Source organism: Kitasatospora sp. NPDC093806, from assembly GCF_040683335.1.
Taxonomy (GTDB): Bacteria; Actinomycetota; Actinomycetes; order Streptomycetales; family Streptomycetaceae; genus Kitasatospora.
In genome coordinates this window covers 1-24,264 of sequence record NZ_JBFBDO010000007.1, presented here as the reverse complement: position 1 = coordinate 24,264, position 24,264 = coordinate 1, and the positions used below count along the sequence as shown (strand labels likewise).

Annotated in this window: 27 protein-coding genes; 11 read left to right on the top strand and 16 right to left on the bottom strand. The window is 74.1% G+C overall.

The window, feature by feature from the left end:
• Nucleotides 1-4 precede the first annotated feature (4 nt).
• A complete protein-coding gene (locus AB0N76_RS06740) occupies nt 5-847 on the top strand; it encodes an alpha/beta hydrolase (RefSeq protein WP_363553889.1) in 843 nt (280 codons plus the stop codon).
• 93 nt (nt 848-940) lie between these two features.
• Here AB0N76_RS06740 and AB0N76_RS06735 read toward each other — a convergent pair whose 3' ends face one another.
• Nucleotides 941-1,453, bottom strand: coding sequence for an RICIN domain-containing protein (locus AB0N76_RS06735; protein ID WP_363553887.1), 513 nt, complete (start codon nt 1,451-1,453; stop codon nt 941-943).
• 217 nt (nt 1,454-1,670) lie between these two features.
• Between AB0N76_RS06735 and AB0N76_RS06730 the strand changes: the two genes are divergently transcribed.
• Nucleotides 1,671-2,216: a DUF6328 family protein gene (locus AB0N76_RS06730; protein WP_363553885.1), complete on the top strand. Its 546-nt coding sequence runs from the start codon at nt 1,671-1,673 to the stop codon at nt 2,214-2,216.
• A gap of 18 nt (nt 2,217-2,234) precedes the next feature.
• On the opposite strand, the gene AB0N76_RS06725 is transcribed toward AB0N76_RS06730, so the two are convergent.
• Complete coding sequence (locus AB0N76_RS06725) at nt 2,235-2,693, bottom strand: STAS domain-containing protein (RefSeq protein ID WP_363553883.1); 459 nt, start codon at nt 2,691-2,693, stop codon at nt 2,235-2,237.
• A gap of 132 nt (nt 2,694-2,825) precedes the next feature.
• Between AB0N76_RS06725 and AB0N76_RS06720 the strand changes: the two genes are divergently transcribed.
• Nucleotides 2,826-3,281: a helix-turn-helix domain-containing protein gene (locus AB0N76_RS06720; protein WP_363553881.1), complete on the top strand. Its 456-nt coding sequence runs from the start codon at nt 2,826-2,828 to the stop codon at nt 3,279-3,281.
• Between the two features lie 99 nt (nt 3,282-3,380).
• Here AB0N76_RS06720 and AB0N76_RS06715 read toward each other — a convergent pair whose 3' ends face one another.
• Nucleotides 3,381-3,839 (bottom strand): SRPBCC family protein, encoded by a 459-nt coding sequence (locus AB0N76_RS06715; protein ID WP_363553879.1) that lies wholly within the window; start codon nt 3,837-3,839, stop codon nt 3,381-3,383.
• Between the two features lie 183 nt (nt 3,840-4,022).
• On the opposite strand from AB0N76_RS06715, the gene AB0N76_RS06710 reads away from it, so the two are divergent.
• Nucleotides 4,023-5,249 carry an RNA-guided endonuclease TnpB family protein gene (locus AB0N76_RS06710; protein ID WP_363553877.1) on the top strand — a complete coding sequence of 409 codons (1,227 nt, stop codon included), beginning with the start codon at nt 4,023-4,025 and terminating at the stop codon, nt 5,247-5,249.
• 33 nt (nt 5,250-5,282) lie between these two features.
• On the opposite strand, the gene AB0N76_RS06705 is transcribed toward AB0N76_RS06710, so the two are convergent.
• Together AB0N76_RS06705 and AB0N76_RS06700 are read right to left on the bottom strand one after the other, a co-directional pair.
• A complete protein-coding gene (locus tag AB0N76_RS06705) occupies nt 5,283-6,152 on the bottom strand; it encodes a YhjD/YihY/BrkB family envelope integrity protein (protein WP_363553875.1) in 870 nt (289 codons plus the stop codon).
• 86 nt (nt 6,153-6,238) lie between these two features.
• Entirely contained in the window at nt 6,239-6,808 is a 570-nt protein-coding gene (locus AB0N76_RS06700; protein WP_363553873.1) for an ATP-binding protein, read from the bottom strand.
• Nucleotides 6,809-7,150: 342 nt separating this feature from the next.
• On the opposite strand from AB0N76_RS06700, the gene AB0N76_RS06695 reads away from it, so the two are divergent.
• Entirely contained in the window at nt 7,151-7,345 is a 195-nt protein-coding gene (locus tag AB0N76_RS06695; protein ID WP_363553871.1) for a hypothetical protein, read from the top strand.
• 203 nt (nt 7,346-7,548) lie between these two features.
• Entirely contained in the window at nt 7,549-8,634 is a 1,086-nt protein-coding gene (locus AB0N76_RS06690; RefSeq protein WP_363553869.1) for an AI-2E family transporter, read from the top strand.
• Nucleotides 8,635-8,725: 91 nt separating this feature from the next.
• Here the strand turns inward: AB0N76_RS06690 and AB0N76_RS06685 are convergent, their stop codons facing one another.
• From AB0N76_RS06685 to AB0N76_RS06675, 3 genes are all read right to left on the bottom strand, one after another.
• Nucleotides 8,726-9,235, bottom strand: a complete 510-nt coding sequence (locus tag AB0N76_RS06685; RefSeq protein WP_363553867.1) for a hypothetical protein — start codon at nt 9,233-9,235, stop codon at nt 8,726-8,728.
• Nucleotides 9,236-9,299: 64 nt separating this feature from the next.
• Nucleotides 9,300-9,974, bottom strand: a complete 675-nt coding sequence (locus AB0N76_RS06680; protein WP_363553865.1) for a DUF4097 family beta strand repeat-containing protein — start codon at nt 9,972-9,974, stop codon at nt 9,300-9,302.
• Nucleotides 9,975-10,163: 189 nt separating this feature from the next.
• Entirely contained in the window at nt 10,164-11,207 is a 1,044-nt protein-coding gene (locus AB0N76_RS06675) for a helix-turn-helix domain-containing protein (protein WP_363553863.1), read from the bottom strand.
• 454 nt (nt 11,208-11,661) lie between these two features.
• Between AB0N76_RS06675 and AB0N76_RS06670 the strand changes: the two genes are divergently transcribed.
• The 3 genes from AB0N76_RS06670 (at nt 11,662) to AB0N76_RS06660 (ending at nt 16,372) form a co-directional block, all read left to right on the top strand.
• On the top strand, nt 11,662-12,927 hold the full coding sequence (locus AB0N76_RS06670; protein ID WP_363553861.1) for an MFS transporter: 1,266 nt from the start codon (nt 11,662-11,664) through the stop codon (nt 12,925-12,927).
• 176 nt (nt 12,928-13,103) lie between these two features.
• Complete coding sequence (gene lysA, locus AB0N76_RS06665) at nt 13,104-14,480, top strand: diaminopimelate decarboxylase (RefSeq protein ID WP_363553859.1); 1,377 nt, start codon at nt 13,104-13,106, stop codon at nt 14,478-14,480.
• Nucleotides 14,480-16,372, top strand: a complete 1,893-nt coding sequence (locus tag AB0N76_RS06660) for an FAD-dependent oxidoreductase (RefSeq protein WP_363553857.1) — start codon at nt 14,480-14,482, stop codon at nt 16,370-16,372. Before lysA ends, AB0N76_RS06660 begins: the two co-directional genes overlap by 1 nt.
• Nucleotides 16,373-16,500: 128 nt before the next feature.
• Here the strand turns inward: AB0N76_RS06660 and AB0N76_RS06655 are convergent, their stop codons facing one another.
• Nucleotides 16,501-16,983 (bottom strand): hypothetical protein, encoded by a 483-nt coding sequence (locus AB0N76_RS06655; RefSeq protein WP_363553855.1) that lies wholly within the window; start codon nt 16,981-16,983, stop codon nt 16,501-16,503.
• A gap of 372 nt (nt 16,984-17,355) precedes the next feature.
• On the opposite strand from AB0N76_RS06655, the gene AB0N76_RS06650 reads away from it, so the two are divergent.
• Nucleotides 17,356-17,829, top strand: coding sequence for a DIP1984 family protein (locus tag AB0N76_RS06650; RefSeq protein ID WP_363553853.1), 474 nt, complete (start codon nt 17,356-17,358; stop codon nt 17,827-17,829).
• A 318-nt stretch (nt 17,830-18,147) separates the two neighbouring features.
• On the opposite strand, the gene AB0N76_RS06645 is transcribed toward AB0N76_RS06650, so the two are convergent.
• The 3 genes from AB0N76_RS06645 to AB0N76_RS06635 all read right to left on the bottom strand — a co-directional run bounded on the left by AB0N76_RS06645 (nt 18,148) and on the right by AB0N76_RS06635 (nt 20,422).
• Nucleotides 18,148-19,245, bottom strand: a complete 1,098-nt coding sequence (locus tag AB0N76_RS06645) for a hypothetical protein (RefSeq protein WP_363553851.1) — start codon at nt 19,243-19,245, stop codon at nt 18,148-18,150.
• 192 nt (nt 19,246-19,437) lie between these two features.
• Nucleotides 19,438-20,031 carry an RNA 2',3'-cyclic phosphodiesterase gene (gene thpR / locus AB0N76_RS06640; RefSeq protein ID WP_363553849.1) on the bottom strand — a complete coding sequence of 198 codons (594 nt, stop codon included), beginning with the start codon at nt 20,029-20,031 and terminating at the stop codon, nt 19,438-19,440.
• A 43-nt stretch (nt 20,032-20,074) separates the two neighbouring features.
• Nucleotides 20,075-20,422, bottom strand: a complete 348-nt coding sequence (locus tag AB0N76_RS06635; RefSeq protein ID WP_363553847.1) for a DoxX family protein — start codon at nt 20,420-20,422, stop codon at nt 20,075-20,077.
• A gap of 208 nt (nt 20,423-20,630) precedes the next feature.
• Between AB0N76_RS06635 and AB0N76_RS06630 the strand changes: the two genes are divergently transcribed.
• Nucleotides 20,631-21,383 (top strand): hypothetical protein, encoded by a 753-nt coding sequence (locus AB0N76_RS06630; RefSeq protein ID WP_363553845.1) that lies wholly within the window; start codon nt 20,631-20,633, stop codon nt 21,381-21,383.
• Between the two features lie 113 nt (nt 21,384-21,496).
• Here the strand turns inward: AB0N76_RS06630 and AB0N76_RS06625 are convergent, their stop codons facing one another.
• From AB0N76_RS06625 to AB0N76_RS06610, 4 genes are all read right to left on the bottom strand, one after another.
• Nucleotides 21,497-22,027, bottom strand: coding sequence for a hypothetical protein (locus AB0N76_RS06625; protein ID WP_363553843.1), 531 nt, complete (start codon nt 22,025-22,027; stop codon nt 21,497-21,499).
• Between the two features lie 121 nt (nt 22,028-22,148).
• Nucleotides 22,149-22,817 (bottom strand): DedA family protein, encoded by a 669-nt coding sequence (locus AB0N76_RS06620; protein ID WP_363553841.1) that lies wholly within the window; start codon nt 22,815-22,817, stop codon nt 22,149-22,151.
• A 129-nt stretch (nt 22,818-22,946) separates the two neighbouring features.
• Nucleotides 22,947-23,738, bottom strand: a complete 792-nt coding sequence (locus AB0N76_RS06615) for a TIGR04222 domain-containing membrane protein (RefSeq protein WP_363553839.1) — start codon at nt 23,736-23,738, stop codon at nt 22,947-22,949.
• A gap of 208 nt (nt 23,739-23,946) precedes the next feature.
• Complete coding sequence (locus tag AB0N76_RS06610; protein WP_363553837.1) at nt 23,947-24,120, bottom strand: hypothetical protein; 174 nt, start codon at nt 24,118-24,120, stop codon at nt 23,947-23,949.
• Nucleotides 24,121-24,264 lie beyond the last annotated feature (144 nt).

The window sequence follows — 24,264 nt, the reverse complement described above, 5'->3', positions numbered from 1 at the left end:
CCCGATGACCACCATCGAGGTCAATGGGATCCGCCTGGGCGTCGAGTCGTTCGGGGACGCCGGCGCGCCGCCGGTGCTGCTCGTGGGCTCGCCGACGATGCTCTCCTGGCCGGACGCGCTGTGCGAGCGGCTGGCCGCCGGCGGGCGCCGGGTGGTGCGCTACGACCTGCGCGACAGCGGGGCGTCGACGACCGCGGACCCGCAGGCGCCCGCCTACACCCTGCGCGACCTCGCCGCCGACGCCGCGGCCCTGGCCGGCGCGCTCGGCCCGGCGCCCGCGCACCTGGCGGGGATCGGCGTCGGCGGGATGGTCGCCCAGGTCGCCGCGCTCGACCACCCGGACGCGTTCCGCGCGCTCACCCTGGCCGGCACCCGCCCGGTCGCCCCCGGCCCGGTCGACGACGACCTCCCCGACCACGACGGGGAGACGATGGGCCGTCTGTTCGCGCGGGCGCTGCCCGACTGGGCCGACCGCGCGGCGGTCGCCCAGGCCGCCGCCGACGGCGCGCTGATCCTCGGCGACGACCCCGCCGCCGCGAGCGACCTGGCCGCCCGGATCTGGGACCGCACCCCCTCCACCGCCCCCGAGGTCCAGCTCGCCAACCAGCTGGGCCTGGTGTTCTCCCGGCTGGACTGCGCCCCCCGCTGGCGTGAGCGCCTGCCCGGGATCAAGCTGCCCACGCTCGTCGTCCACGGCCGCCGCAACCGCTTCTTCCCGCTCGGCAACGGCGAGGCGATCGCGCGCGAGATCCCCGGCGCGCGGCTGCTCGTCCTCGACGAGGCCGCCACCGCGATCCCCACCGCGGCGGCCGGCGAGGTCGCGGCGGCGATGCTCGCGCTCGGGTAGGGCCGGACCGCCCCCCGCCGCCCGGTCCGCTCCCCCGAAGCGGACCGGGCGGGGTGTGGGGGTGGGGGCGGCTGTGTGGGGGGGGCGGGGTCGCTACGAGACGACGAACCAGCGCTGGTACGGGTTGTTGGGGTTGCAGCCCTCCTCGTGGAAGAGGTAGGGGCTGTTGTTGCCGTTGTCCAGGCAGGAGCGCACGGCGAAGTTGAAGAACTGCGCGGCGCCCGTGCCGCCCGTCATCGCCCAGATCTGGTACGGGTCCTTGGAGTCGCACGACTTCATCTGGACCGTGCCGGCGTTGATGGCCCGGATACAGCGTCCGCTGCTGCTGTTGCGGATCTGGACGTTGGGGTATCCGGTGTCGGGCGCGACGGAGACGATCCTCCAGCGGGTGTTGGCCGCGTTGGTGCCGAGCACGGTCGAGCTCAGTTCGTAGCTGCCGTAGACACTCGTGAGGTGGTGGTCGATGAACCTGCTGCTGCCGATGACGACGTTGTCCAGGTTCACGGAGTTCACGGAGTCCACGGAGGCGTGGGCCGTGCCCGCGCCGCCGATCATCGTGACGAGTGCGGCTGCCACGCCGAGCGCGGCCGTGTAACGGGTCCTCATGGTTCGCTGCCCCTCCGTCGGTGGGAATCGCGGCCGGTGCCCGGGCTTGTCCGGCCCGGCCGGTGTCCATGCTCACGGCCGGACGTGCCGGGCGACCACGACGTTGGCCCGACGTTGACCCGACACTTGCGGCGCGGGCGGCAGGGGCGGGTGTTGCCCGGGCGGGCGGCGCCGGGGGGACGTAGGTTGCGAGAAAGCCGCTCCTAGGGAGAAAGCCGTGACGCAGGACGAGCGCTCCCCCGGCCGGGGCCGCGACGAGACGCCCCAGCAACGGGCCGACCGGCTGTGGAGCGAGATGCTCCAGGAGGTCCGCGTGTGCCAGACCGGCGCGCAGATCCTCTTCGGCTTCCTCATCAGCGTGGCCTTCACCCCCCGCTTCGCCGACCTGCCCGACTTCGACAAGAACCTCTACGTCGCCACCGTCGTCCTCGGCGTGATCGCCACCGGCGCCCTGGTCGCCCCCGTGGCCTTCCACCGCTTCCTCGCCGGCCACGACATGAAGCCCGAACTCATCCACGTCGCCGCCCGCCTCATCGCCACCGGCCTCGCCACCCTGGCCCTGACCATCGCCGCCGCCCTGCTGCTGCTCCTGCGCACCGCCACCGGCAACCCGCCCGCCGCGTGGGCGCTCAGCGCCGCCGCCCTGCTCTGGTTCACCACCACCTGGCTCGTCCTGCCGCAGATCGTGCTGCGGCGCGCGACCGCCCGCCGCACGGCCGCCGCCGCCGCATCCGGCGGATCCGGCCCGGCCGAGGACCGCTGACGGCCGGGGCCGGGGTGGTCACAGGTCCGGGGTGGTGGTGTCGCGGCCGTCGCCGGGGGTGGGGTCGGGGGCGGTTTCGGGGGTGAACAGGTCGGTCGTCTCGGTGATCGCGAGCAGGCGTTCGACCCGGGTGCCGGCCGCGGTGACCGCGAGGGTGCGGTCGGTGCGGTGGGCGGTGTCGCGCAGGGCCAGCAGGAGGTTGAGGCCCGCGCTGTCGCAGAAGGTGACGGCGGCGAGGTCGACGTCGAGCCCGGTGCGGCTGGCCCGCAGCGCGCGCCCGAGGACCTCGCCCAGGCCGTCGGCGACATCGAGGTCGATCTCCCCGCGGACGGTCGCGCGCACCCGGTCCCCGTCGGCCGCGAACCGGACCAGCAGACCGTCCGCGATCCGCGCGTCCGCAGGCAGACGCCCGCCGGCCGGCCCCGGGGGCGGAGCAGTGGGGGCGGCGGAGCGCACCACAGGCGGCTTACCGCTCATGGCCATTTCTCCTGCCTGGGAAGCCTGGGACTACTCCTTTCAGCGTCTGCCGGAATCCTTCTCACGTCAACCGATACGTGAACCGTGATTCGTCAATGGCACTGCGCGCGATCGGGCTCCTACGATGGACGTATGGCCGGTGAGAAGACGACGAGCGCGCGGACGAGCTGGACGTTCGTCACCAACCACGCCCGGGTGCTGACCGCCATCGACCGGGACCCCGGCGTCCGCCTGCGCGACGTCGCGCGGGTGTGCCGGCTGACCGAACGCGCCGTGCAGGCCATCGTCGCCGACCTCGAACGGGCCGGATACCTCACCCACACCCGCTCCGGGCGCCGCAACCACTACAGCGTCGTCCCCGACACCCCGCTCAGGCACCCCGCGGAAGGCGGCCTGCGGGTGGCCGCCCTGCTCGACGTCCTCGCCCGGGCCCACCCCGCGCACGACGCGGACGACCTGTACGACGTGCGCGACACGGACGCCGACGGCCTTCCGGACGGGCTCCCGGACGAGGCCGGCCAGGACGGGGAGCGGGCCCCGCTGCCCCTCGGGGCTGCGGCCGCCCGGCCGTCCGACCGCCTGCCGTGACACGTCCCGGCAGCCCGCGGCCCCGGTCACGGACGGCCGGGGTCGCGGGCTGCGGGAACGTGGACTGCGGGGACGTGGACTGCCGGGGCGGCCCGGCAGTCAGGCGGGCTTGATCCGGCCCCGCCAGCCGCCCTCCTCCCGGCCGCGCTGCTCGATGAAGTCCTTGAAGCGCCGCAGGTCCCCCTTCACCCTCCGGCCGACGATGCCCATCAGGTCGCCGGCCTTCTCGGCCATGCCCTCGGGCCGGAAGTCGATGGCCATGTTGATGCGGGTGCGCCGGTCGTCGAGGCGCTGGAAGGTGACGACGCCCTTCTGGTCCACCTCGCCGTCCGTGGTCCGCCAGGCGATCCGCTCGTCGGGCAGCTGGTCGACGATCTCGGTGTCGAACTCACGGGTGACACCGCCGATGCTGGTCCGCCAGTGGTTGCGGCGGTCGCCCAGCTGGGTCACCGACTCGACCCCCTCCATGAAGCGGGGGAAGTCCTCGAACTGCGTCCACTGGTCGTACGCGGTGCGCAGCGCCACGTCGACGTCGACCGACTCCTTCACCATGCTCATCGGGGTCCTTTCGTGGATACCCCCGGCTTCAGCCGGGGGTGGGGGTGCCCCCGGCCGAAGGCTGGGGGAGAAACGAAACTCCTGCGGAGCAGGGCAAGGAGCTGCGATTCGCCGCCAAGGCGGACCGCGGTGCTCTGACCCGCAGATTTGATCTCTAACCTGTAGTCACACTAGTTTGTGAGCGTGGCTGCGAACCATGTGAAGCGGGCGTTCAAGTACCGCTTCTACCCGACCGATGCGCAGGCAGCTGAGCTGTCACGCACGTTCGGATGCGTGCGCAAGGTCTACAACCTGGCGCTGGCGGCCCGCACAGAGGCGTGGACGCTGCGTCAGGAGCGGGTCAACTACAACGCCACCTCGGCGATGCTGACGGCGTGGAAGAAGACCGGGGAACTGGCCTACCTGTCCGAGGTGTCGTCCGTCCCGTTGCAACAGACGCTTCGGCATCTGCAGGGGGCGTTCCACAACTTCTGGAACAAGCGGGCGAAGTACCCGACGTTCAAGTCCCGGAAGAAGTCCCGGAAGTCCGCCGAGTACACCACCAGTGGGTTCCGGTACCGCGACGGCAGGCTGACCCTGGCGAAGATGGCCGAGCCGCTGGACATCGTGTGGTCCCGTCCGCTTCCGGACGGCGCGTCGCCGTCCACGGTGACGGTGTCGCAGGACGGCGCGGGACGCTGGTTCGTCTCGATGCTGTGCGACGACCGGGCCGTGCTGCCCGATGCCCCCGCCGGTTCGGCAGTCGGTATTGACGCGGGTATCACCGCGCTGGTGACGCTCTCCACCGGGGAGAAGATCACCAACCCGAAGCACGGACGCAAGGACCGTGCCCGACTCGCCAAGGCCCAGCGGGAACTGTCCCGCAAGGCCAAGGGCGACGGCGCGAACCGGGCGAAGGCCCGGCTCAAGGTCGGGAAGGTCCACGCAAGGATCGCCGACCGGCGCAGGGACTTCCTGCACAAGCTCACCACCCGACTCGTCCGCGAAAACCAAGTGGTCGTGATCGAGGATCTGACCGTCCGGAACATGCTCAAGAACCGCAGGCTCTCCCGAGCCATCGCGGACGCGAGCTGGACCGAGATGCGGTCCATGCTGGAGTACAAGGCCGACTGGTACGGGCGCGAGGTGATCACCGTGGACCGGTGGTTCCCCTCCTCCAAGCTGTGCTCGGCCTGCGGCACCCTGCAAGGCAGGATGCCGCTCAACGTCCGCGAGTGGACGTGCGACTGCGGGACGACCCACGACCGGGACGTCAACGCGGCCCGCAACATTCTGGCCGCCGGACTGGCGGTTGCAGCCTGTGGAGACGGTGTCAGACCTCAACGGAGCACTCCGGGCGGGCAGTCGTCGGTGAAGCAGGAAATAGTCCCAGCACCCCCCACACGTGGGGTGTCTCAGCCGCGAGGCTGAGGGGAATCCCCCTCCTGCAGGAGGGGGAGGATGTCAACTGGGGCCTCCTCGCGGGATGCGGCCGGGCCGTTCCCGGCCGACTGCGCGTCTGCCCGCCCGGCGGCGGCGCAACCGCGCGGGGTGGCGCAACCGCATGGGGCGGGGCAACCGTGCGCGGCGGGGCCGGCCGCGCTCCTGGCGGGCCCGGGTCACGGCGCGGCCGACCAGCGCGCCGCCGTAGACCGTGTAGCCGACGCCGATCAGCCAGGACTGCACCACCAGCACCGTCCCGACGGTGCCGTAGGAGACCGCGTTGGACACCAGCAGCGGCGCGAGGACCAGCCGGGAGAACAGGCGCAGCCCCGCCAGCGCGACCGTGGTCGCGACGGCTCCCGGCAGCAGGTCGGCGGTGGGGACGCGGCCGGCGAGCAGCAGGCGCTGGAGCCACCAGAACAGCAGGAAGGCGCCGACGGTGGTCACCATGATGCGGAAGGTCGGCTGGACGGGCGAGTGCCGCCACGGGGACCCGCTCCAGGCCGCCAGCACGATGTAGCCGATCAGTGCGGCCAGCGCGACGGTCTGGCGCCAGACCGCGTGCCACGGGCCGCGGTCGAGTTCCCAGATGCGCTCGTAGACGCCCTGGACGGCGGCCATCAGCGAGATCCCGAAGACCGCCACCGCCGCCAGGCCGAAGCCCGTGGTGGTGCTGAGCACCTGGCCCCGGGAGGCGAAGAGGAGCCGGACGGCCTCGGCGCCCTTTCCGGTCAGGCCGAGTCCGTCGGTGATCCACTCGGCGATCCCGCTGCCGCGGGCCGGGAAGGCGGCCGCGATGACGACCAGCAGGGGGACGAGCGTCACGAAGAACAGCGCGGCGAAGGCCATCGAGCGCTGGAGCAGTTCGACGCTGCGGCCCTGTTCCCACACGTCCGCGGCCGCCGTGCGAAGGGTCTGCCCCCGGACGCGCGGGGCTGCTCGTCCGGGGGTGGCGCGCGGCGACCGTCGATCCACCGTCAGTCCCGGTGGGTGCGTGGGGCTTGGGGGATGTGCGGGGTGTGGTGGACGTGCGGGATGTGGGGGACGCGGCGGGCACGGTGGGCGTGGCGGTCCGGCGGGGCCGGTACCTCCAGCCAGACCCGTTTGCCCCGGCCCTCGGGCGCCCAGCCCCAGGCGCGGGCGAGCCGGTCCACCACGCGCAGGCCGTGCCCGCCCGGCCACCCCGGAGCGGCGGACCGCAGGAGCCCCGGCGGGATCGGGCAGGCGTCCGCGACCTCCGCCCGCAGCCGGACGCCGTCCCAGTTCAGCCGTAGCTCGCGCACGCCCCCGGGGGCGTGCCGGCAGGCGTTGGTGACCAGCTCCGAGACCATCAGCAGGACGTCCTCCGCGGCGGTCCGCCGCTCCTGGTCGGTCTGCTGCTCCTCGGCGGTCCGCTGTTCCTCGGCGGCGGCGGGCAGCCAGTGCCAGGACACCAGCGCGTCCCGGGTGAACTCGCGGCTGCGCCGTACCGCTCCCGCGCTGCTTCCGAAGGCGAGCAGCCTGGTCCGGCCGGGGGCCGGCAGCGGCCCGTTGACTGGGCGGTTCATCCGGGCCTCCTCAACGTCGGACCGGCCGGATCGGGGGCGGATGGAGGACGGATCGGGGACGGGAACGCCGTCGCGCGGCACAAGGCCCGGAACGGTCAGGTCGCGGGAGCGCGGGGTGCGGCCGGGCACCCCGCCTGCTCGTCGTCCATGCCCGGCGTCTGCCCTCTCCCCCGGTGACTACACGCACCGGCGGCGGTCGCGGACCGGCCGGGGCCTGCTGCCGTGACGTTTCGGCGGGGCGCGCCCGGATAGACGCGCGCCATGGCGGTGTGTGCGTGTTCGTCGGGTCCGGCGTTCCGTCCCTGACCGTCCGTCCGTCGTCTCCCGGAGGAGTTGAGCAGCGTGAGCGACCAGGACCGGCCCGTGCCGAAGGATCCGCCGGTGCCCGTCGAGACCCCGGAGTCCCCGGCGGCCGGCGAGAGCGATCCGCCGCCCGGGAACGACGAGGAGGGGTCGAGGCGCGGCCCGGAGCACGGGGCGACCGAACCCGTCCACGAGCCCGTCCACGAGCCGGTGCCGCACGAGCCGCCCGACTGAGCCCGCAGTCCCCCGCGCGCACCGCCGTTGCGACGTGTCCGCGGCTGTTTCCGGCCGCCCCGTCCGGGTAGCCGCGCGGCACCGGACCCCGGCGTGCCCGTCGCGCCGGGTGCCCGGCCGACGCCGAGGAGGCGGCCCGTGCGACTGAACGGCACCGGGCGACCGAACGCGGCCGGCCCGGGCCGGCGGCTGCCGAGCGGCCGGTGACGCCGCCCCGGGCGCGGCCCGTCCCGTCCGCGGACCGGGTGCCGCCCGGCCTGCGGATCGCCGCCGGGTACGCGTGGAGGCTGGTCGTGCTCGGCGTGGCCGCCTATCTGGCCGTCTCCGCCCTGTCCCTGCTCGCCCTGCCGGTCATCGCCGTGTTCGTGGCGCTGGTCATCACCTCGGTGCTGCGGCCGCTCGTCGACCTGCTGGCCCGGGTGCTGCCCCGCTCGCTCGCCGTCCTGCTGGCCGTCGTGTGCGCGGTCGCGGTCGTGGCCGGTGTGCTCACCCTGGTGGGGACGACCGTCGCCGGCGAGTGGAGCCGGCTGGGCGCCGAACTGCGCGGCGGCCTCGGACGGATCGACCACTGGCTCACCGGCGCCCCCTTCCACCTGCGGGCCGGGACCGTGACCGATCTGCGGGCCAAGCTCGGCCAGTTCGTCACCGCCCACCGCTCCGCGCTGCTCAGCACCGCGCTCAGCGGCGCGGGCCGCGCCGTCGAACTGCTCACCGGGCTGGCCCTCGCGGTGTTCTGCTCGGTGTTCTTCCTCCACTCCGGCGACCGGATGTGGCGCTGGGCCGAGCACCAACTGCCCGCCCGGGCCAGGCCGGTCTGGAGCCGGGCGGGGCGCGCCGCCTGGCACACCTTCGCGGGGTACACCCGCGGCGTGCTGATCGTGGCGGGGACCAACGCGGTGCTGGTCGGCATCGGCCTGGCCGTCCTGCGGGTGCCGCTGGTCCTGCCGCTGACGGTGCTGGAGTTCGTCGCCGCGCTCGTCCCGCTGATCGGCTCCCCCATCGCGCTGGCCGTCGCGGCGCTGGTCGCCCTGGCCGCCCGCGGTCCGGTGGTCGCCCTGCTGGTGCTCGGGCTGATCGTGGTCATCGGCCAGATCGAGGGCCATCTGCTGCACCCCCTGGTGCTGGGCTGGTCGGTGCGGATCCACCCGGTGGTGGTGGCGCTGTCGGTGACCGGCGGCGCCGTCCTGGCCGGCGTCCTGGGCGCGGTCGTCGCCGTGCCGGTGGTGTCGGTCGCCTGGGCGGTGATCACCGAACTGCGCGACCACGGCCCACCGGAGCACCCGGGGTAGCCAGGGCAGCCGGGGCGGGGCGGACGGCACCGGGTCGGGCCGGCCCGGGAGCGGCTGACGTGGTCCCGCTCGGCCGGTCCGGCCGGGCGGGTCAGGCGGCCCGGCAGAGCCCGGTCGGGGCGATCGGGGCGCGGGTGCGGGCGGTGGTGGTGGGCAGGGGGTGGGTGGTGGGGACGGGCCGCGGGGGGCGGCGGGTGAAGACGAGCAGGCGCAGCGCGGCGAAGCGGGCGGTGCCGGTGAGGGCGGAGGCGGTCAGGTAGACGGCCTGGTCGAGGAGTGCGGTGGGGGCGGGCACCAGGTGGTGCAGGGTGAGCATCGCCGTGCAGGTGACCGCGTACGCGGCCACCGCGGAGCCGGCCGACTGCGCGTGCTGGCGCCGGGTCGCGCGGCCGGGAGCGCCGAAGGTGAAGCGGGCGTGCAGTTCGGTGGCGAGGAGGGTGGAGACCGCGGTGACCAGGGCGTTGGCCAGGGTCCAGGGGATGCGGGTGGCGAGGGCGGCCACGGCGAGGCTGGAGGCGAGCCCGACGGCGCCGCCGCAGAGCACGTAGCGGGCGAAGGAGGCGAACGCGCCGGGTGTCGTCTGCTTGCGGGCCGTCTTCACGGTCCGCCTCCTTTCGTCGTCGGGTCGGTGCGGGTCGGTGCGGGTCGGTGTGCTGTGGGGTGGGTCAGAGGCTGCGGGCGGTGATGTTGCCGTAGGCGGTGGTCGCGGTGACGGCCAGGCGGACGGTGGGGCCGTCGGTGTTGTTGAGGGTGTTGTGGATGCGGCCGTAGGAGGTGCCGGCGTCGAGGGTGGCGGAGACGCCGCGGGCGGCGCCGACCGCGATGTCGCCGTGCTCGGTGCGCAGGGTGAGGGCGCCGTCGCCGGTGGCCTCGGTGACGGTGAGGTGGCCCTTGGCGGTGCTGAGGTGGGCGGGGCCGTTCAGGCGGGCCAGGTGGATGTCGCCGGCCTGGAGGGTGAGGCGGGCGCTCGCGGTCTCGTCGAGCCCGACGGTGGCCTGCGCGCCTTCGAAAACGACGTTGCCGAGGCGACCGGTGGCGCGCAGTTCGGCGAGGGCGGCCTTCGCCTCGACGTGGGAGCCGGCCGGCAGCTGGACGTTGACCTCGACCTGCCCGGAGCCGCCGAGGATCCGGCTCTCGGCCGGTGCGGCCTCGATGTGCAGGACGCCGTCGGCGTGGGCGACCCGGATCCGCTCGGCCGCCTTCACGTCGCGCCGCTTCGAGGCGTCCCGGGGCCGGACCTCGACCACGGTGTCGCCGCGGTCGGTGGCGGTGAAGCGGATGAGACCCGCCGGGATGTCCAGGACGGCGGTGACCGGGGCGGGGGTGTCGAACTTCTGCATGATGTCTCTCCTGCGCTTGCGCTCGTTGTTTCTGACGATGGAAAAGCTACGTTGCTTTCCAACCCGTGACAACAAGCTCGTTGCGCCGATTCTTCATTTATGCAGGTCAGAGCTGATATATCGTTGCAGCAGTTCTGAATCTAACGCAACGACAAACCGTCGAATGTTGCAATGAATTGAGAGTGAACGCTACCCGGGGGACGCCTGCCCGTAGCGGTGGAGGTCGCGGCGGACGCGGTCGAGGTAGGGCTGGTCGGCCGTGGCGGCGGTGAGGGCGGCGTTGGCGGCGCGGTAGGCGGCGGCGAGGGCGAGCGGGGCGTCGGCGGGGGCGGCGTGCAGGGTCGGGGCGGTGGCGCAGAGCATGCGGCCCAGGGCGGGGATCGACTCCTCGGGGGTGAACGGCGGTGCGGGGAGGGCGCCCTGGCGGTCGGGCGGCAGGTAGGGGCGCAGCGCGCGGGGGGTCCAGCGGGCGATGCCGTAGGCGTCGGCGGCGGGGTCGCTCAGGTTCGGGTCGAAGCCGCTCTCGGCTTCGAGGAGGGCCGCGATCAGGGCCGGGGTGACCTCCGGTGACGCGGGGCAGGCGGTGCCGGCGTCGACGATCAGGTCCCGGTACTGCGGGGGGATGCCGGTGTCGGGGCGCAGCCGGCGGGCGGCATCCGGGTGCGGGGCCGGCGTCTCGGGGGCCTGGGCTTCGGGGGTCTGGGCTTCGGGGGCTTGGGCTTCGAGGGCCGGGGGTGCGCCGGAGTCTCCCGCGGCGGTGGTGGCGAGGGCGACCGTGAGGGTGAGGACGAGGGCGATCACCGTGGCGGCCAGGAGGGAGAGGATGCGGCGCGGGGCGGGGGCGTCGGGGGCCGGGATCGGGACCGGTGGAGGCGTGACGGGGGCGGGGGCGGCGGCGGCAGGGGTGGGAGTGGCGGGAACGGGGGTGGGCTCGGGGGCCGGGGCCGGTGGATGGGTGAGGGGGCGGGTGGTCTGGCGGTGGGTGTGGATGCGGCGACGTTCCCATTCCCGCGGGTCGCCGCCGCAGGCGGTCACGAAGGCGGCCAGCACCCCTTCGCTCGGCAGCCGGCGTCCGGAGGCGGCCTCGGCGAGGGTGGAGGCGGAGTAGTTGGTGCGGGTGGCGAGCCGGCGGTAGGGCGGGCTGCCGGCCTGGCGCCGCAGCTCGCGCAGGTCCAGGGCGAACAGCACCAGGGGGCCTCCGTCGGCGTCGAGCGGCCGTTCCTGCCGTCCCACCTGCTGGTCCTCTCTGTCGGTCGTGACGGTGTCGGTCGTGGTGGGTGTCGGTCGTGGTGGGGCGGGGCGGGGTGGGGCGGCGTGGCGGTGGGGCGTCCGGGGTGCTGTGGTCGGGGTGGTCCAGACCTGTCCGGCGTTTGTCCGGCGTTTGTCCGGGCCCGTGACGGCGTTGCCGCGGAGCGGTTTTGATGGGGCCGGAGCCCCTTTTCGATCAAGTCATGACAACACCCAACCGCTTCACGGACACCGTGACCTGGCTTTCCGTCGGATCTGGCGTGTGCGGTCGGTCACACGCCGTCAGCGAGGGGGCGCCCCGCGTCCGGACGCCGCATCCACCCCTGGAGGAGCACCCGATGCCCCGCCCGAACCACCTGACCTACCCGACCCACCCGACCCGTCCGGTGCGCCCGACCCGTCCGGCCCGCGCGGCGCGCACGTCCAGCGGCGGCTCCTGATGGACGCGCTGCCGGCGGTGGCCGGGCTCGACGCGAAGCCGCGGCTGTTCACCACGCCGTGGTGGTGGCGGTGGGCGCTCGGCACCTGCTTCGCCCGCATCACCGAGCCGATGGCGACGCTGGCGCTGATCAGCCTGGGGACCTACGTCAGCGGCTACGCCTACGGCGCGTTCCTGGTGAGCGTCTACACGCTGACCGGCGCCCTGACGGCCACCGCCGCCGGCCGGGTGCTGGACCGCGCCGGGAACCCGCGGCGCGTCCTCGCCGTCATGGCGGTCTCCTCGTTCCTGCTGCACGTCGCCCTCGCACTGCTCGGGACGTTCCGGCTCTCCTCCGCCGTGGTGACCGTGACCACCGCGCTGTGCGCCGCGCTGCCGGGCGGCCTGCCCGGCCTGTCGCGCTCGGTGCTCGTCGAGTACGCCGACGCGCGGCTGCGGGCGCTGGCGTTCTCCTGGGACTCGATCATGACGGAGGTGGGCTGGATCCTCGGGCCGGTGGTCATCGCGGGCCTGAGCACCTTCCACCTGCCGTGGATCGAGGTCGCCGCCATGGCCGCCACCTTCCTGGGGGTCCACCTGTTCCTCGGCCCGCTGGTCGGGACGGGGCCGGCCGCACCCCGGCCGGGCGGGGACGGCGCGGGCGGGGACAGCGCGGGCGGGGACAGCGCGGGCGGGGACGGCGGGACGTCCCGGTCGCTGTGGTCCCACCGACTGGCGTGGCCCAGCCTGGCCGACTCCGTCGCGGTCGGCATGGCGGTGACCGGGATCGTGTCGGCGCTGCCCGTCCTGCTCGCCCGGACCGGGGCCTCCACCTCCTGGGCCGGGATCCTGGTCAGCGTGCTGGCCGCCACCGGCATCGCCGGGACGCTCTGCTACGGGAAGGCGGCGCCCCGGATCACCCTGCACATCACCGTCCAGTCGTTCCTCACGCTCGTCGCCGTCATGGCGTCGGTGGCCGCCCTGGTGTGGTCGCGGAGCATGACGGCGGTGGCCGTGTGGGTCGGGGTGTCGGGGTTCTTCATCACGCCGTTCAACACCCAGCGCTCGATCAGCCTCGAAGCGAGCATCCCGGCCGGACTGCGCACCCAGGGGTTCTCCGCGCAGTTCGCCCTGTTCGGGCTGGGATCGGCGATCAGCGCCGGCGTGCTCGCGCTGGTCGGCGACATCTCCTCCGCCCTGCTCCTCATCGCGGCGATCGGCCTGTCGATCTCGGCGGCCGCCAACGCCGCGGTGCGCAAGCGGATCGCCGCGGGCGGGGGGCGCTGAGCCCGCGGGGCGCGAGGGGGCGAAGGGCACGGGGGCCGAGAGGGGCCGAGGGGCACGGAGGCCGAGAGGCCCGAAGAGACCACGGGGCAACGGGGGCAACGGGGGCAGCCGGTGGTCCGGCGCGGGGGCGCGCGGACCACCGGAAACCACACGCGCGACAACCATGGAGGGGAGTCATGTTCAAATACGGGACGCAGGACGTGAACGCCGACGGTCACCTGGAGATCGGCGGCTGCGACACGCTGGAACTGGCGCGGCGGTACGGGACGCCGCTCTACGTGATCGACGAGGCGGACGTCCGCGGCCGCAGCCGCGCCTACCTGGAGGCGTTCCGCGCGCACTGGCCGCACATCGACGTCGCCTACGCCTCGAAGGCCTTCCTGGTCGGCGAGATCGTCCGCCTCGCCACCGCCGAGGGCCTGAGCCTGGACGTCGTGTCGGCGGGCGAGCTGCGCCTGGCGCTGTGGGCGGGCGCCGACCCGTCGAGGATCACCTTCCACGGCAACTACAAGACCCACGAGGACATCGAGCTGGCGGTGCGCAGCCGGGTGCGTTCCCTGGTGGTCGACTGCCTGGACGAGATCGAGGCGATCGACCGGCAGGCCCGGCGCGAGGGCGTCGTCCAGGCCGTGGACATCCGGCTGAACCTGGGCATCGACATCCACACCGACCCCAAGTACACGACCGGCAGCCTGGAGTCGAAGTTCGGGCTGGCGGTGCACACCGGGGACGCGGCCGAGGCGGTGGCGCGGATCCTGGGGTGTGCGGGGCTGCGGCTGCGCGGTCTGCACTTCCACCTGGGCGCGCAGGTGGTGGACACCAAGTACCACCGGCGGGCGCTGCACGACCTGGGCGCGTTCGTGCGGGAGGTCCAGGCCGGCGCCGGCCGGTCCTGGCGGCCGGCGGCCGTCACGGTCGGCGGCGGCATGGGGGTGAACTACGACGGCGTCACCACGCCGCCCACCCCCGCCGAGTGGGCGCGCGACCTGATCCCGGTGTTCCTGCGGGAGGTGGTCCCGCTGTGCGCGCCGGACGTGGTGTTCGGCGTCGAGCCGGGCCGCTCGCTGGTCGCCGAGGCCGGGACGACGCTGTACACGGTCGGCCCGACCAAGCACAGCGGCGCGCGCCGGCTGGTGGCGGTCGACGGCGGGCTGTCGGACAACCCGCGCCCGATCATGTACCAGTCCGTCCACCACGCCGTCCTCGCCTCGAACCCGGAGCTGACGGGTGCGGCGCTGCACGAGTCGACGGTGTTCGGGCGGCACTGCGAGACGGACAAGCTGATCGACGAGGTGCTGCTGCCGGACCTGGCGCCCGGCGAGGTGCTGGCCGTGCAGTGCACGGGCGCGTACACGCACTCGATGTTCAACCAGCACAACAGGTTCGACAAGCCGCCGGTGGTGTTCGTCGAGGGCGGGCGCGCGCGGCTGGTCGTGCGCCGGGAGCGGTTCGAGGACACGATCCTGACGGAGATCCGGGAAACGGACGCCGACGCTGATGCCGATGCCGATGCTGGCGCCGAGGTGTCCGGTCCGGATGGGGGGAACGAGTAGTGCTGATCGTCGTCACGGTACCGGTTTCACCCGCCCTGGCCGAGTCCCTGGCCGACGGCGTCGTCGTGTGCCGCGCGGACCTGCACGCGGCGGACGAGGGCACGCTCGCGGGCGCCGTCGGGGACTTGCGTCCGAACGTGCTCGTCACCGACCGCCCGGTCGGCCGGGAGGTCCTGCGCTGCTGGCGCGAGGCGATGGGCGACGAGCCGCTGGCCGTCGTGCGCATCGTCGCCTCCGCCGGCGGTGTGCCCGGTGCGCCCGGGACGTCCGAGCGCCGTCTTCCGACGATGCGTCAGCGGCCGGTCGCGGAGGTCCTGCCCTTCGACGTCCCGCTGTACACGGTCACACCCCTGAGCGGCGGGGAGGAGGACGCGGGCGCGTACGAGGCGCTCGCCGTCGCCGAACGGTTCGCCCAGGAGCGGGAGCGCGAGGCCGCCGCCGGCGCGCCGCGCCCGGCCGTGTTCCCGTCCCCCTTCCCCTCCCCCGCCCGCGGGCGCGGCACGGTGCTGATGATCGGCGCCGGCATCGTCAACCTGATGACCGCGCACGCCCTGCACACCGACGGCTACCGGGTCACGATCGTCGACGCGGCCCCGGACCCGCGCGCCGCCCGCCCCTGGACCGAGTACGGCGCCTCGCGCGGCGGCGGCAACGCCCGCATGTTCACCTACACCGAGATGGACGACTACCACGCCAAGTCCCCCGACGACCTCGACAGCATGACGGTGTTCGACCGCCCGCCCGCCCGGCTCGGCTGGGACGTGCGCCGCCACGACACCGAGCAGGACCGCCAGTGGGTCCAGGACTTCCAGCGCGTACCCCCCTGGCTGGCGCGCGCCTACAACGGCGACATCCTCGGCCTCAACCGGCGCAGCGGCGAGCTGTGGCAGACCTGGCTGCGCACCCGGCCCCAGCTGTTCGACGACGTCGAGCTGCGCCACGACATCCTGCGCCTGTACCAGGACCCCGCGCACCTGGCCGCCGCCCGCCGCCGCCAGGACGCGGTCGGCGCCACCATCGCCGCCTACTCCGGCGGCGAGGTCCGCGAGCGGTTCCCCGCACTGGCCCGCGCCGCCGCTCACGCCTTCGCCGGCGGCGTCCTCGTCGAGGGCTTCACCGTCAACGTCCACGACACCATGGCCCGCCTGCTCGACGACCTGGAGGCCGGCGGGGTGCGCCTGCACTTCGGCCTGCGGGTGGAGGAGATCATGCGGGACGGGGACGGCGACGGGGAGGGCGTGGTCACCGGCGTGCTGACCACCGACGGCCCGCTGCTGTACGACCACTACGTGCTCTCCCCCGGCGCCGACGACGACTCGCTGCGCCGTCAGATCCCCGTCCTGCGGCAGGTGAACGGGGTGCTCGGCTGCTGGGCCACGATCCCCAACACCGACCCCGCGCTCGGACACTCGCTGAAGGTGGCCCGGCGCGGCCACGTCGCGGAGGACGCCAACGTCACCGTCGGGCGCGACGAGTCCGGACGGCCCGTCCTCATGGTGGGCTCCGGCTACGGCTGGACGGGCGCCGACCCGCACAACATCGACGAGCGGCGCCTGGAGGACATCCACGCGGGGATCGCCGACACCGTGCGCCTGCTCTTCCCCGACGCCTACGAGAGCGTCGGCGGCCGCGAGGGGCTGCGCCGCACGCAGAAGCACTGCGTGCGGCCGTGGACCGCCTCCAACCTCGGCCTGTTCGAGACGATCGCCGCGCGCAACGGGGCGTTCGTCGTCACCGCCGGGCACAACACCGGCGGCTTCGCCCAGGCCCCCGTCATCGCCGAGGCCGTCGCCCACGCCCTGCAGGGGATCCACCACCCCATGCACACGCTCTACCACCCGCAGCGCACCGACCGCGCCGTCCACGTCCCGCAGTTGGGGCGCGAACGCTGACCCGGCCGCCCCGCGCGCACCGCCGGACCCTCCCGCGCGAGGGTCCGGCGGTGCGCGTCTCCCGGTGCGCGTCTCCCGGTGCGCGTCTCCCGGTGCGCTCCTACCGGTGCGCTCCTACCGGTGCGCTCCTACCGGGACCAGTCGGTCCAGCCGCCGCCGCTGTAGCGGGTCTTGGACCAGCGGTTGCCGTCCGTGCCGGTCATTTTCAGGGTCAGGGAACCATTGGAATTGCTGTAGTCGTACGCGACGAATCCGCCGCCGACGCGGCCGCCGAGCGAATTCCAGGTCGTGGTGTACCTCACCCACACCGCGTAGTCCGTCCCCACACCGAAGACGTGGAGCACGCCGTTGATCCTGACCATCGGCATGATCCGGTTGAACCCTCCCCCGCAGGGGAAGATGCCCTGATCCCAGAAGGGCGGATCTCCTCCCATGTTGGCGAGGGATTCGTTGGTGACATCGGGCTTGTCGCACACGGAGTTCATCAGGAATCCGGCCCCCTGGATCCAGTCGGTGCCGGCATTGGCCGTGCCCGACATCGCGACCACGGTCCCCATCGCCATCGAGGCAGCCACGGCGGCCGACGCGGCGCCCCTGCCCAGTTTCCCCATCCTCAACGCTGACCCCTCGGACACAGATCTTCCCACCGGCCGGACGGCAAGCGGAGCGGGGTCGGCCGACCGCAGACGGTCCGGCCGACGACGGCCTCCCGATATCCGCGGCACGCCGGGCCCTGCGCATGAACACCATCAGCCGGTCGGCGGCCCGTCAATGGAAATCGAGGATCGGCGGCAGCCCTGCACAAATGGCCAAGCAGGTGTGGCCCATTGGGCATTGACGATTCGTCAATCGACCACATTCATGGTACGGGCGGGAGCCGGGTAGCCGGCCATGGTGCGGTCGGCCGAGGAATTCCGCGGCGCCGTCAGGCCCCGATGTGCATACTTACCGGACGATCAGCAGGACGTAGAGGTGATGACGCGGTGAAACTGGCTGAAGCGCTCGCGCAGCGCGCGGCCGCGGTGCGGCAGGTGGAGCAGTTGCGGGCGCGCGTCGTCGGCAGCGCCCGGTACCAGGAGGGCGAGGAGCCGGCCGAGAACGCGGCCGAGGTCCTGGCCCAGGCCGGCGAGGTGCTGGACGAGCTGGAGCGGCTGATCCGTCAGATCAACCGGACCAACTCCACCGCGGTCATCGAGGGCGGCGGCACCCTCACCGACGCCCTCGCCCGCCGGGACGTCCTGCGGCTGCGCCACTCGGTGACCACCGCGGCCGCCGACGCCGCCTCCGGACGCGACCAGCGCGGAGCCGTACGGCAGTTGCGCTCCGAGCTCCGGATCCTCTCCGCCCTGCCGGTCGCCGAGCTCCGCGCCCAGGCGGACGCCCTGGCCAAGGAGATCCGCGAGGTGGACACCCTGATCCAGCGCACCAACTGGGAGATCGACCTGATCGAGGACTGATCCCACGAGCCGGGTGTGGGAAGCAGGTAGTCGCCACGGAGGCGTGCACACACCGCGGCCGGCGGTTCATCCGGCCCTGGCGCGTGAAGAGCAACGCAGGGGTTCGACTCCCCACCACACCATGCAGCTCAGCATCGCGTACAGGTGACAGGGCACAGCACACAGCTCACCACCATGTGCAGATCCGGACGACGAGGGCGGGAACGGGGCGCCCCACACCCGGTGCGAGGGCCGTGCTGATTGCACGGCCCTCGCACCTTCCGGCCTCCGAGGTGGCCGCCCGGGTGTACGGCGCCCGGGCGGCCGTCCCCGGTCCGGCTACAGCGTCATGTCCCCGCTCCGCTGCCCACTGACCCAGGCGCGGGCGGCCGCCTGCAGGCTGAGCTCGCGCATCGCGTCGAAGACCTTGCGCGGGTCCTCGTAGTAGCGCCACGGGCCGGCCATCTCGCGGCCCATCAGCCTGAACTGCTCCAGCGCCTGCGCCGGGCGGGCGTTCTTGACCAGCCCCCAGGCGGCCCAGGCCCGGGCGTCCTGGACCTGCGGACGCGCCGGGTCGGCCTGTGCCAGGTCGGCCAGCAGGGCGTCCACGGCCGCCGTGAACTCCGGCGTGCGGTAGGCGTCCGCCGGCGCCCCGTCGCGGGTGTGCTGCTCGTAGAACGCCTGCACCCGCAGCACGGACAGCAGGCTGCCGGCCGGAGCGTCGACGAGCGCGGCGTCCACGAAGGAGTGCATCAGCTCGTGGCTGCCGTGCCACTTGGCGCACCAGTACTGCAGCGCGCCCTCGTGCGCCCGCAGGTGGTGCGGGTCACGGGCCACCACCTCGACCCAGAGCGCGCGGAAGGCCTCGCGCGGCCAGCCCAGTCCCATGGCGATGGCGATCTGCACCACGAAGGGGTTGGGGTCCTGGGCCGGCGCCAGTTCGACGGCCTCCAGCGCGGTCTTCTCCGCCTCGAACAGCACCTTGTGGAACCTGCGGAACTGCTCCGCGCTCACCTCGGCGGCGAGCCGGCCCGTGCGGATGTCCCAGGCGCGCTCGATCAGCGCATCGGTCTGCAGCAGGGCGGCGGCGGCACTGCGCGGCTCCCCCTCGCGCCAGCGCCGCAGCCACTTGTCGTCCTCGGCGGCCGCCTTGCACAGCGGCCCCAGCCGCGCCCAGCGCAGGCCCGCGTCGGCTTCGGCCTCCGCCAGGTACGCGGCCGCCGGGCGCCAGTCACCGGCCCGGGCCGCCTCCAGCACGGCCGCCGCCTCGGCGGACGGCTCCTCACCCAACAGCACGAGCTGCTCGCGCGGGACCAGACCCACCCGCAGCTCGTCCGCCCGGCGGCCCTGCCGCCCCCGGGCGAGCAGCTTGGGAACGACCCGGGCCGCGCCGGCGACCACGAGCACGAGGAGGGAGACAACGGAGATGAGGAGCATGAACTGCTTTCCTGGCCGGGGAGGGTGAGGACGGATCGCCCGGGCACCTGAGCGGTCCCGGGCGGGCACCGGGCTTGAACGGGGGCACCGGGCGAGGAGGATCGTACCGGCACGACGCGGTGTCACCGCACCCGAGGCCCGGGTCCCGCCGTGACCGGCCGGTGGTTCCGCCCCCTTCGGCCGGACATGTCCTCAGACGTCCTGGGCTGGGGTGGCGAACCGCCACGCCTCGATGTCGCGGTAGTGGATCGGGCCGGGGCCGCGGCCGATGTTGCTGCCGACCAGGTGGAGGCGTTCGGCCGGCCAGCGCCGGCCCACGAAGGCGGCCAGGCCCTCGGCGGCCTGCGGCACGCTGACGGGGTCGTCGCGGCGGGCGCGCGCGAGCGTCAGATGGGGGCGCAGCGGGCGCTCGTTGAACTCGATCCCGCAGGACCTGACCAGCTGCCGGACGTCGGCGGCGAGCTGGTGCAGCCCGTCCAGGTCCCCGTCGATCCCGCTCCACAGCAGCCGTCCGTCGAAGTGGCCGCCCCCGCGCAGGCCCAGGTGCAGGGCGGGGTGCGAGTGCGCCCGGTCGGCCAGTACCGAGCGCAGCGGCGGGACGGCGGTGGAGGGCAGTTCGCCGAGGAAGGCGAGGGTGATGTGCCAGTCCTCGATCCGGTTCCAGCGCAGCCGCGGGTAGGCGGCGTAGGCGGGCGCCAGGGCCCGGGCCAGCTCGTCCTTGGCGTCGTCGGGCGGGGCCAGCGCCACGAAGACGCGCAGGGTCGGGAGCTCGGGGGGAACGTTCATCAGGGATTTCTAGCACCCCGCCGGCGGCCGCGTGATCTCTCGGTCAGGCGGCGAGGCCGAGGGCGAGGGTGACCGCGACGGGGGCGAGGTAGAGGAGCGGGAAGGGCACGGTCTTGTACGAGCGGGCCCGCAGGCAGGTGGCCACGGCGCCGAGGAAGTAGAGGATCAGCCCGATCGCCGCGGCGACGCCGACGGCCGGCACGGCGAGGCCGACCAGCAGGCCGGCGGCGCCGGCGAGCTTGGCCAGCGCGAGCGGGGCCCACCACGAGCGCGGCACCCCGTACTCCACGAGCGGCTGGGTCACGAACTCCGCACGACGCGCCAGCGAGACGCCGGAGAAGCCAACCCAGAGGGCGCTGACGACGGCGAGGACGGTGTAGGCGACGGACATGATGGGAACCCCGGCTTTCGTGTGTTGGAGGACAGCGGACGGGACGAACCCCGCCCCACTTCGTCCGCGCTTGCTCGGACACTCCACTGACCCGCCACCCCGCCCGGATGTGACAGCACTGCCGCAGAAATTTTTCCGACGGCTCCCCACCGGGTATCGGTGACGCCTTCCCGTCCGGCCTCTGTATGCGGGTCGATAGGTTGACGTGGTGACAGGGATACGGCGGTTCGATGCGCTGCTGGCCCGCCTGATGCGGCACCGGGCGCTCGACGCCGCCGTGCTCGCGGCGGCGGCCGGCACCGGGCCGGCAGAGCTGCGGGCCGTGCTCGACGGGCGGGCCCCGGGCGGCGAGCTGCTCAGGGGCCTCGGGCCGGTGCTCGGGCTGCACGCCGCCGACCTCTTCGTCCTCGCCGGGCAGCCGGTGCCCGACGATCTGACCCCGGTCACCCGCAATCCGCATTGGTCGGTCGACAGCGTCGTCCACGACACGATGGCCATGCCCGCCGGGGACCGGCGCCTGCTGCTGGAGGCGATCCGGGCGCAGCCGACGGTGGTGCGTCAGGGGCGGGGCGGGGTCGACCGGCCGCACCACCGGTACGAGCCGGGCTTCGGCGCGGTACTGCTGGACCTCGCGCACAGCCGCAACCTCACCTGGCCGGGCACGGCCAAGGCCCTGTACGCGGTCACCGGCGGGCGGACCTACCTGGCGGCGTCCACGGTCGGCGGGATCGGCCGCGGCACCGTCGAGGCGACCCCCGAACTGGTCGCCGGCTTCGCGGGCCTGCTCGGCATCCCCGCCCGCGACCTGGCGGCGTTCGGCGGCGTCCGCCTCCCGGACGGCCTGCCACCGCTCCACCCCCGGGCCGCGGATGTGGCCGGCGTCGTCTGGGAGGCCCGGCGGCTGACCACCGCCCAGCTCCAGGAGGTCCGGCTCGTCTCGCGCCGCCTCGCCGGCGGCTGACCGTCCCCCTTGCCGGCGCCACCCGGATCGAGGACCTCGTCCCGTGCGGACCGGCCACCTGTCCGACCCGCAGCGAACCGCCTCAAGGTCCGCCCCTGCCCCTGCCCCTGCCGTCAGATGAACTGGAGGAGGGGCGACTCCAGGAATCCGTCCAGGCCTCCCCACTCGAACACGCAAACCGCGGCCACGACGTTGACCTCGGCTCGCACCCCGCCCCAATCGCCCGAACGCCGTTCCGCCACGACCTCACCCTGCGGGGAAAGGGCCTGGGCGCTGAACCGGTGGGTCCGGAACCGGATCGTGCCGGTCTCCGTCGCGAAGACGACGGACCGTCCGCTCGACAGCGGCGAATGGCGCCCCGACAGGTTCATACAGGTCCCGGCGAAGCTTCCGTGGACGGTCTTTTGTACTCGGCGGCGTGCCGCGACCCCCGGGCTGGCCATGTCGTGCAGGACGAGGATCTCCTCACCCTCAAGACTGATCGTCCACTCCTCCCAGCCGTCCCACTGGGCTTCGCCTCCCCGCCTCGCCCGCGCGCGATGCAGGACGACCTCTCCCAGCTCGGTCCGGGCGCGCGCGTAGAGGCGTCGCTCCTTGGCGGGATCCCGCCAGTCGCCGGGGCTGACATCGCGTTCGAACTTCATGCCGATTCACCTGCGGTTTCGGGCAGTGCACTCGGATGGGCCCCACCGGCTCCTGGGGGATCCGCCGGGTCCATCCGCCTGTCGGGGGTGGGTAGGTGGGACGGGGAGCGGCGGACGCGGGTCAGGGGTCGCGTCCGTCGTCGCGTTCATCGTCGCGTCCGTCACCGTGTCCGTCGTCGTCCTCGGGGTGCCGGGTGCGGTGGCGCCGCAGGTACCAGAGCAGCAGGGCGACGGCGACGAGCACGGCGATCGCGATGGCGGCGACCCGCCCGACCGTGCCCTCCACCCTGGTGTAGGCGGCTCCGGCGAAGTAGCCGAGGAGGGTGAAGCCGACGCCCCAGGCGATACCGCCGAGGACGTTGTAGAACAGGAACCGGCGGTACGGCATCCGTGACACCCCGGCCAGCGAGGGCACCAGCGGGCGGAAGAAGGCGATGAACCGGCCGACGAAGACGGCGGCCGGACCGCGTCGGCGGATCAGGTCCTGCGCCGTGTCGACCCGCTTGGCGTGGCGCCGCAGCGGGCGGGTGCGCAGGATCGCCGGGCCGAGGTGGCGGCCGATCTCGTAGGCGGCGGAGTCGCCGAGGACGGCCGCGCAGACCACCACCAGGACCATCCAGCCGAGCGAGGCCCGGCCCTGGTGGGCGAGGAAGCCGCCGAGGACGGCGGCGCTCTCGCCGGGGATGAAGAAGCTGAAGAACAGGGCGTCCTCGGTGAAGACCATGCCGCCGACGACCGCGTACACGACCGGGCCGGACAGGCTGCGCAGCCAGTCGGTGATCGCGCCCATCGGCCCCCCTCGCCAGGGATCGGTCCGCTTTCCGCCCTGATGTCAGCTCTGTTCCCATGATGACCCGGTCGGGCGGGGAGCGCGTCCGCGCGCGGGGGACCGGGGCGCCGGAAGGGTGGCGGCCGCGGGTCAGGGGCCGTCGCCGCCGGACAGGGCGGCGCCGGATCCCTCGTGCGGGCCACCGCCGGTGCGGGCGACGGCTTCGCGGGCCGCGCGGCCGCCCAGCAGAGCGGCCCGGGCCGCGACGTCCGGCAGCAGCCGGCGCAGCGCCCGGCGCCCGTGGAGCGCGACCAGCAGGGCGGTCTCCCCGGGCCCGGGCGCCGCGGCCCCCGCGGCCGCCAGTCCCGCGGCGCCGGGCAGGGGGTGACGGCGGCGCAGCCCGCGCAGCAGCCGGTGCCCGGCCAGTGTGCGCGCCGGCGTGCACAGGAACCCGAGCGCGAGCGCCGCCACGGGCAGGCCCGCCCCGCCCGCGCCCCGCGCCTCGGCAAGCGCGGCCGCGACGCCGGCGGTGACGGTCAGCAGGTGCGCCGCCGCCAGCCGGACCCGGCCGCAGCGCAGGCCGCGCCGCACCAGGTCGACGCGGAGCTCCTCCCGGGCCCGGCGCACCGGCGGGGCGGTCGCGGCGTCGGCCCACGACAGGGTCCGGCCGAACGCCGCCCACGCGGCGCGGTGCAACGGCGTCCCGTCCCGCCCGGGCGAGTTGTGGACCACCCTGCGCAGCCGGCCCCGCCGGTCGACGTCGAGCACCCCCGCGAGGTGCAGCTCGACGACGGCCGCCACCAGCGCGGCCCTCGGCCCCCCGCGGACCCCCGCGAGCCCCGCCGCCGTCAGGTCGTCCGACCGCCCCCGGACGGGCAGCCACCGCAGCAGTCCCGCCCCGGCCAGGGCGGCCACCGCGCCCACCACACCGTTCGTCCCCACCGTGCCCCCTTCACGCCGGACATCCGGCGGCCCTCCCCCGGGTCGCCCTCCCCGCAGGACGACACCGCCGGGCCGGCAGTTCCCCCGAGGGCCCCCTCCGCCGACCGGCCCGTGCCGGCCTCCCGTCGCCGCCGGACGTGCCGCAGGCACCGCACGAGGTGTGCGGTGCCTGCGGCTTGCGCGCGTGCGATCGGGTTCGGACCGGGCGTCAGGCGCGGGCGAGGTAGAAGCCACCGTGGCCGCTGCAGCCGATCCCCCAGTAGGGGCCCGAGCGGAAGCCGGCCGGGATCGGCGAGTTCGGGCAGGTGAGCAGGCCGACCTTCGCGAGCTGGTGGTACCAAGCACCGACCCCGTTGCAGCCGGGGACCTGGTAGCCGGTCACGACGTAGCCCGGGACGATCGGGGAACCGCCGCAGGTCCAGATCCCGTCCGTCAGCTTCTCGGCCCTAAAGGACCGAGCTTGCAGCTAAGCGCGTGACTGGCTGCCACGTCCCTGCCGCGTCTGGGTCGTTCCTACGGTGAGGTA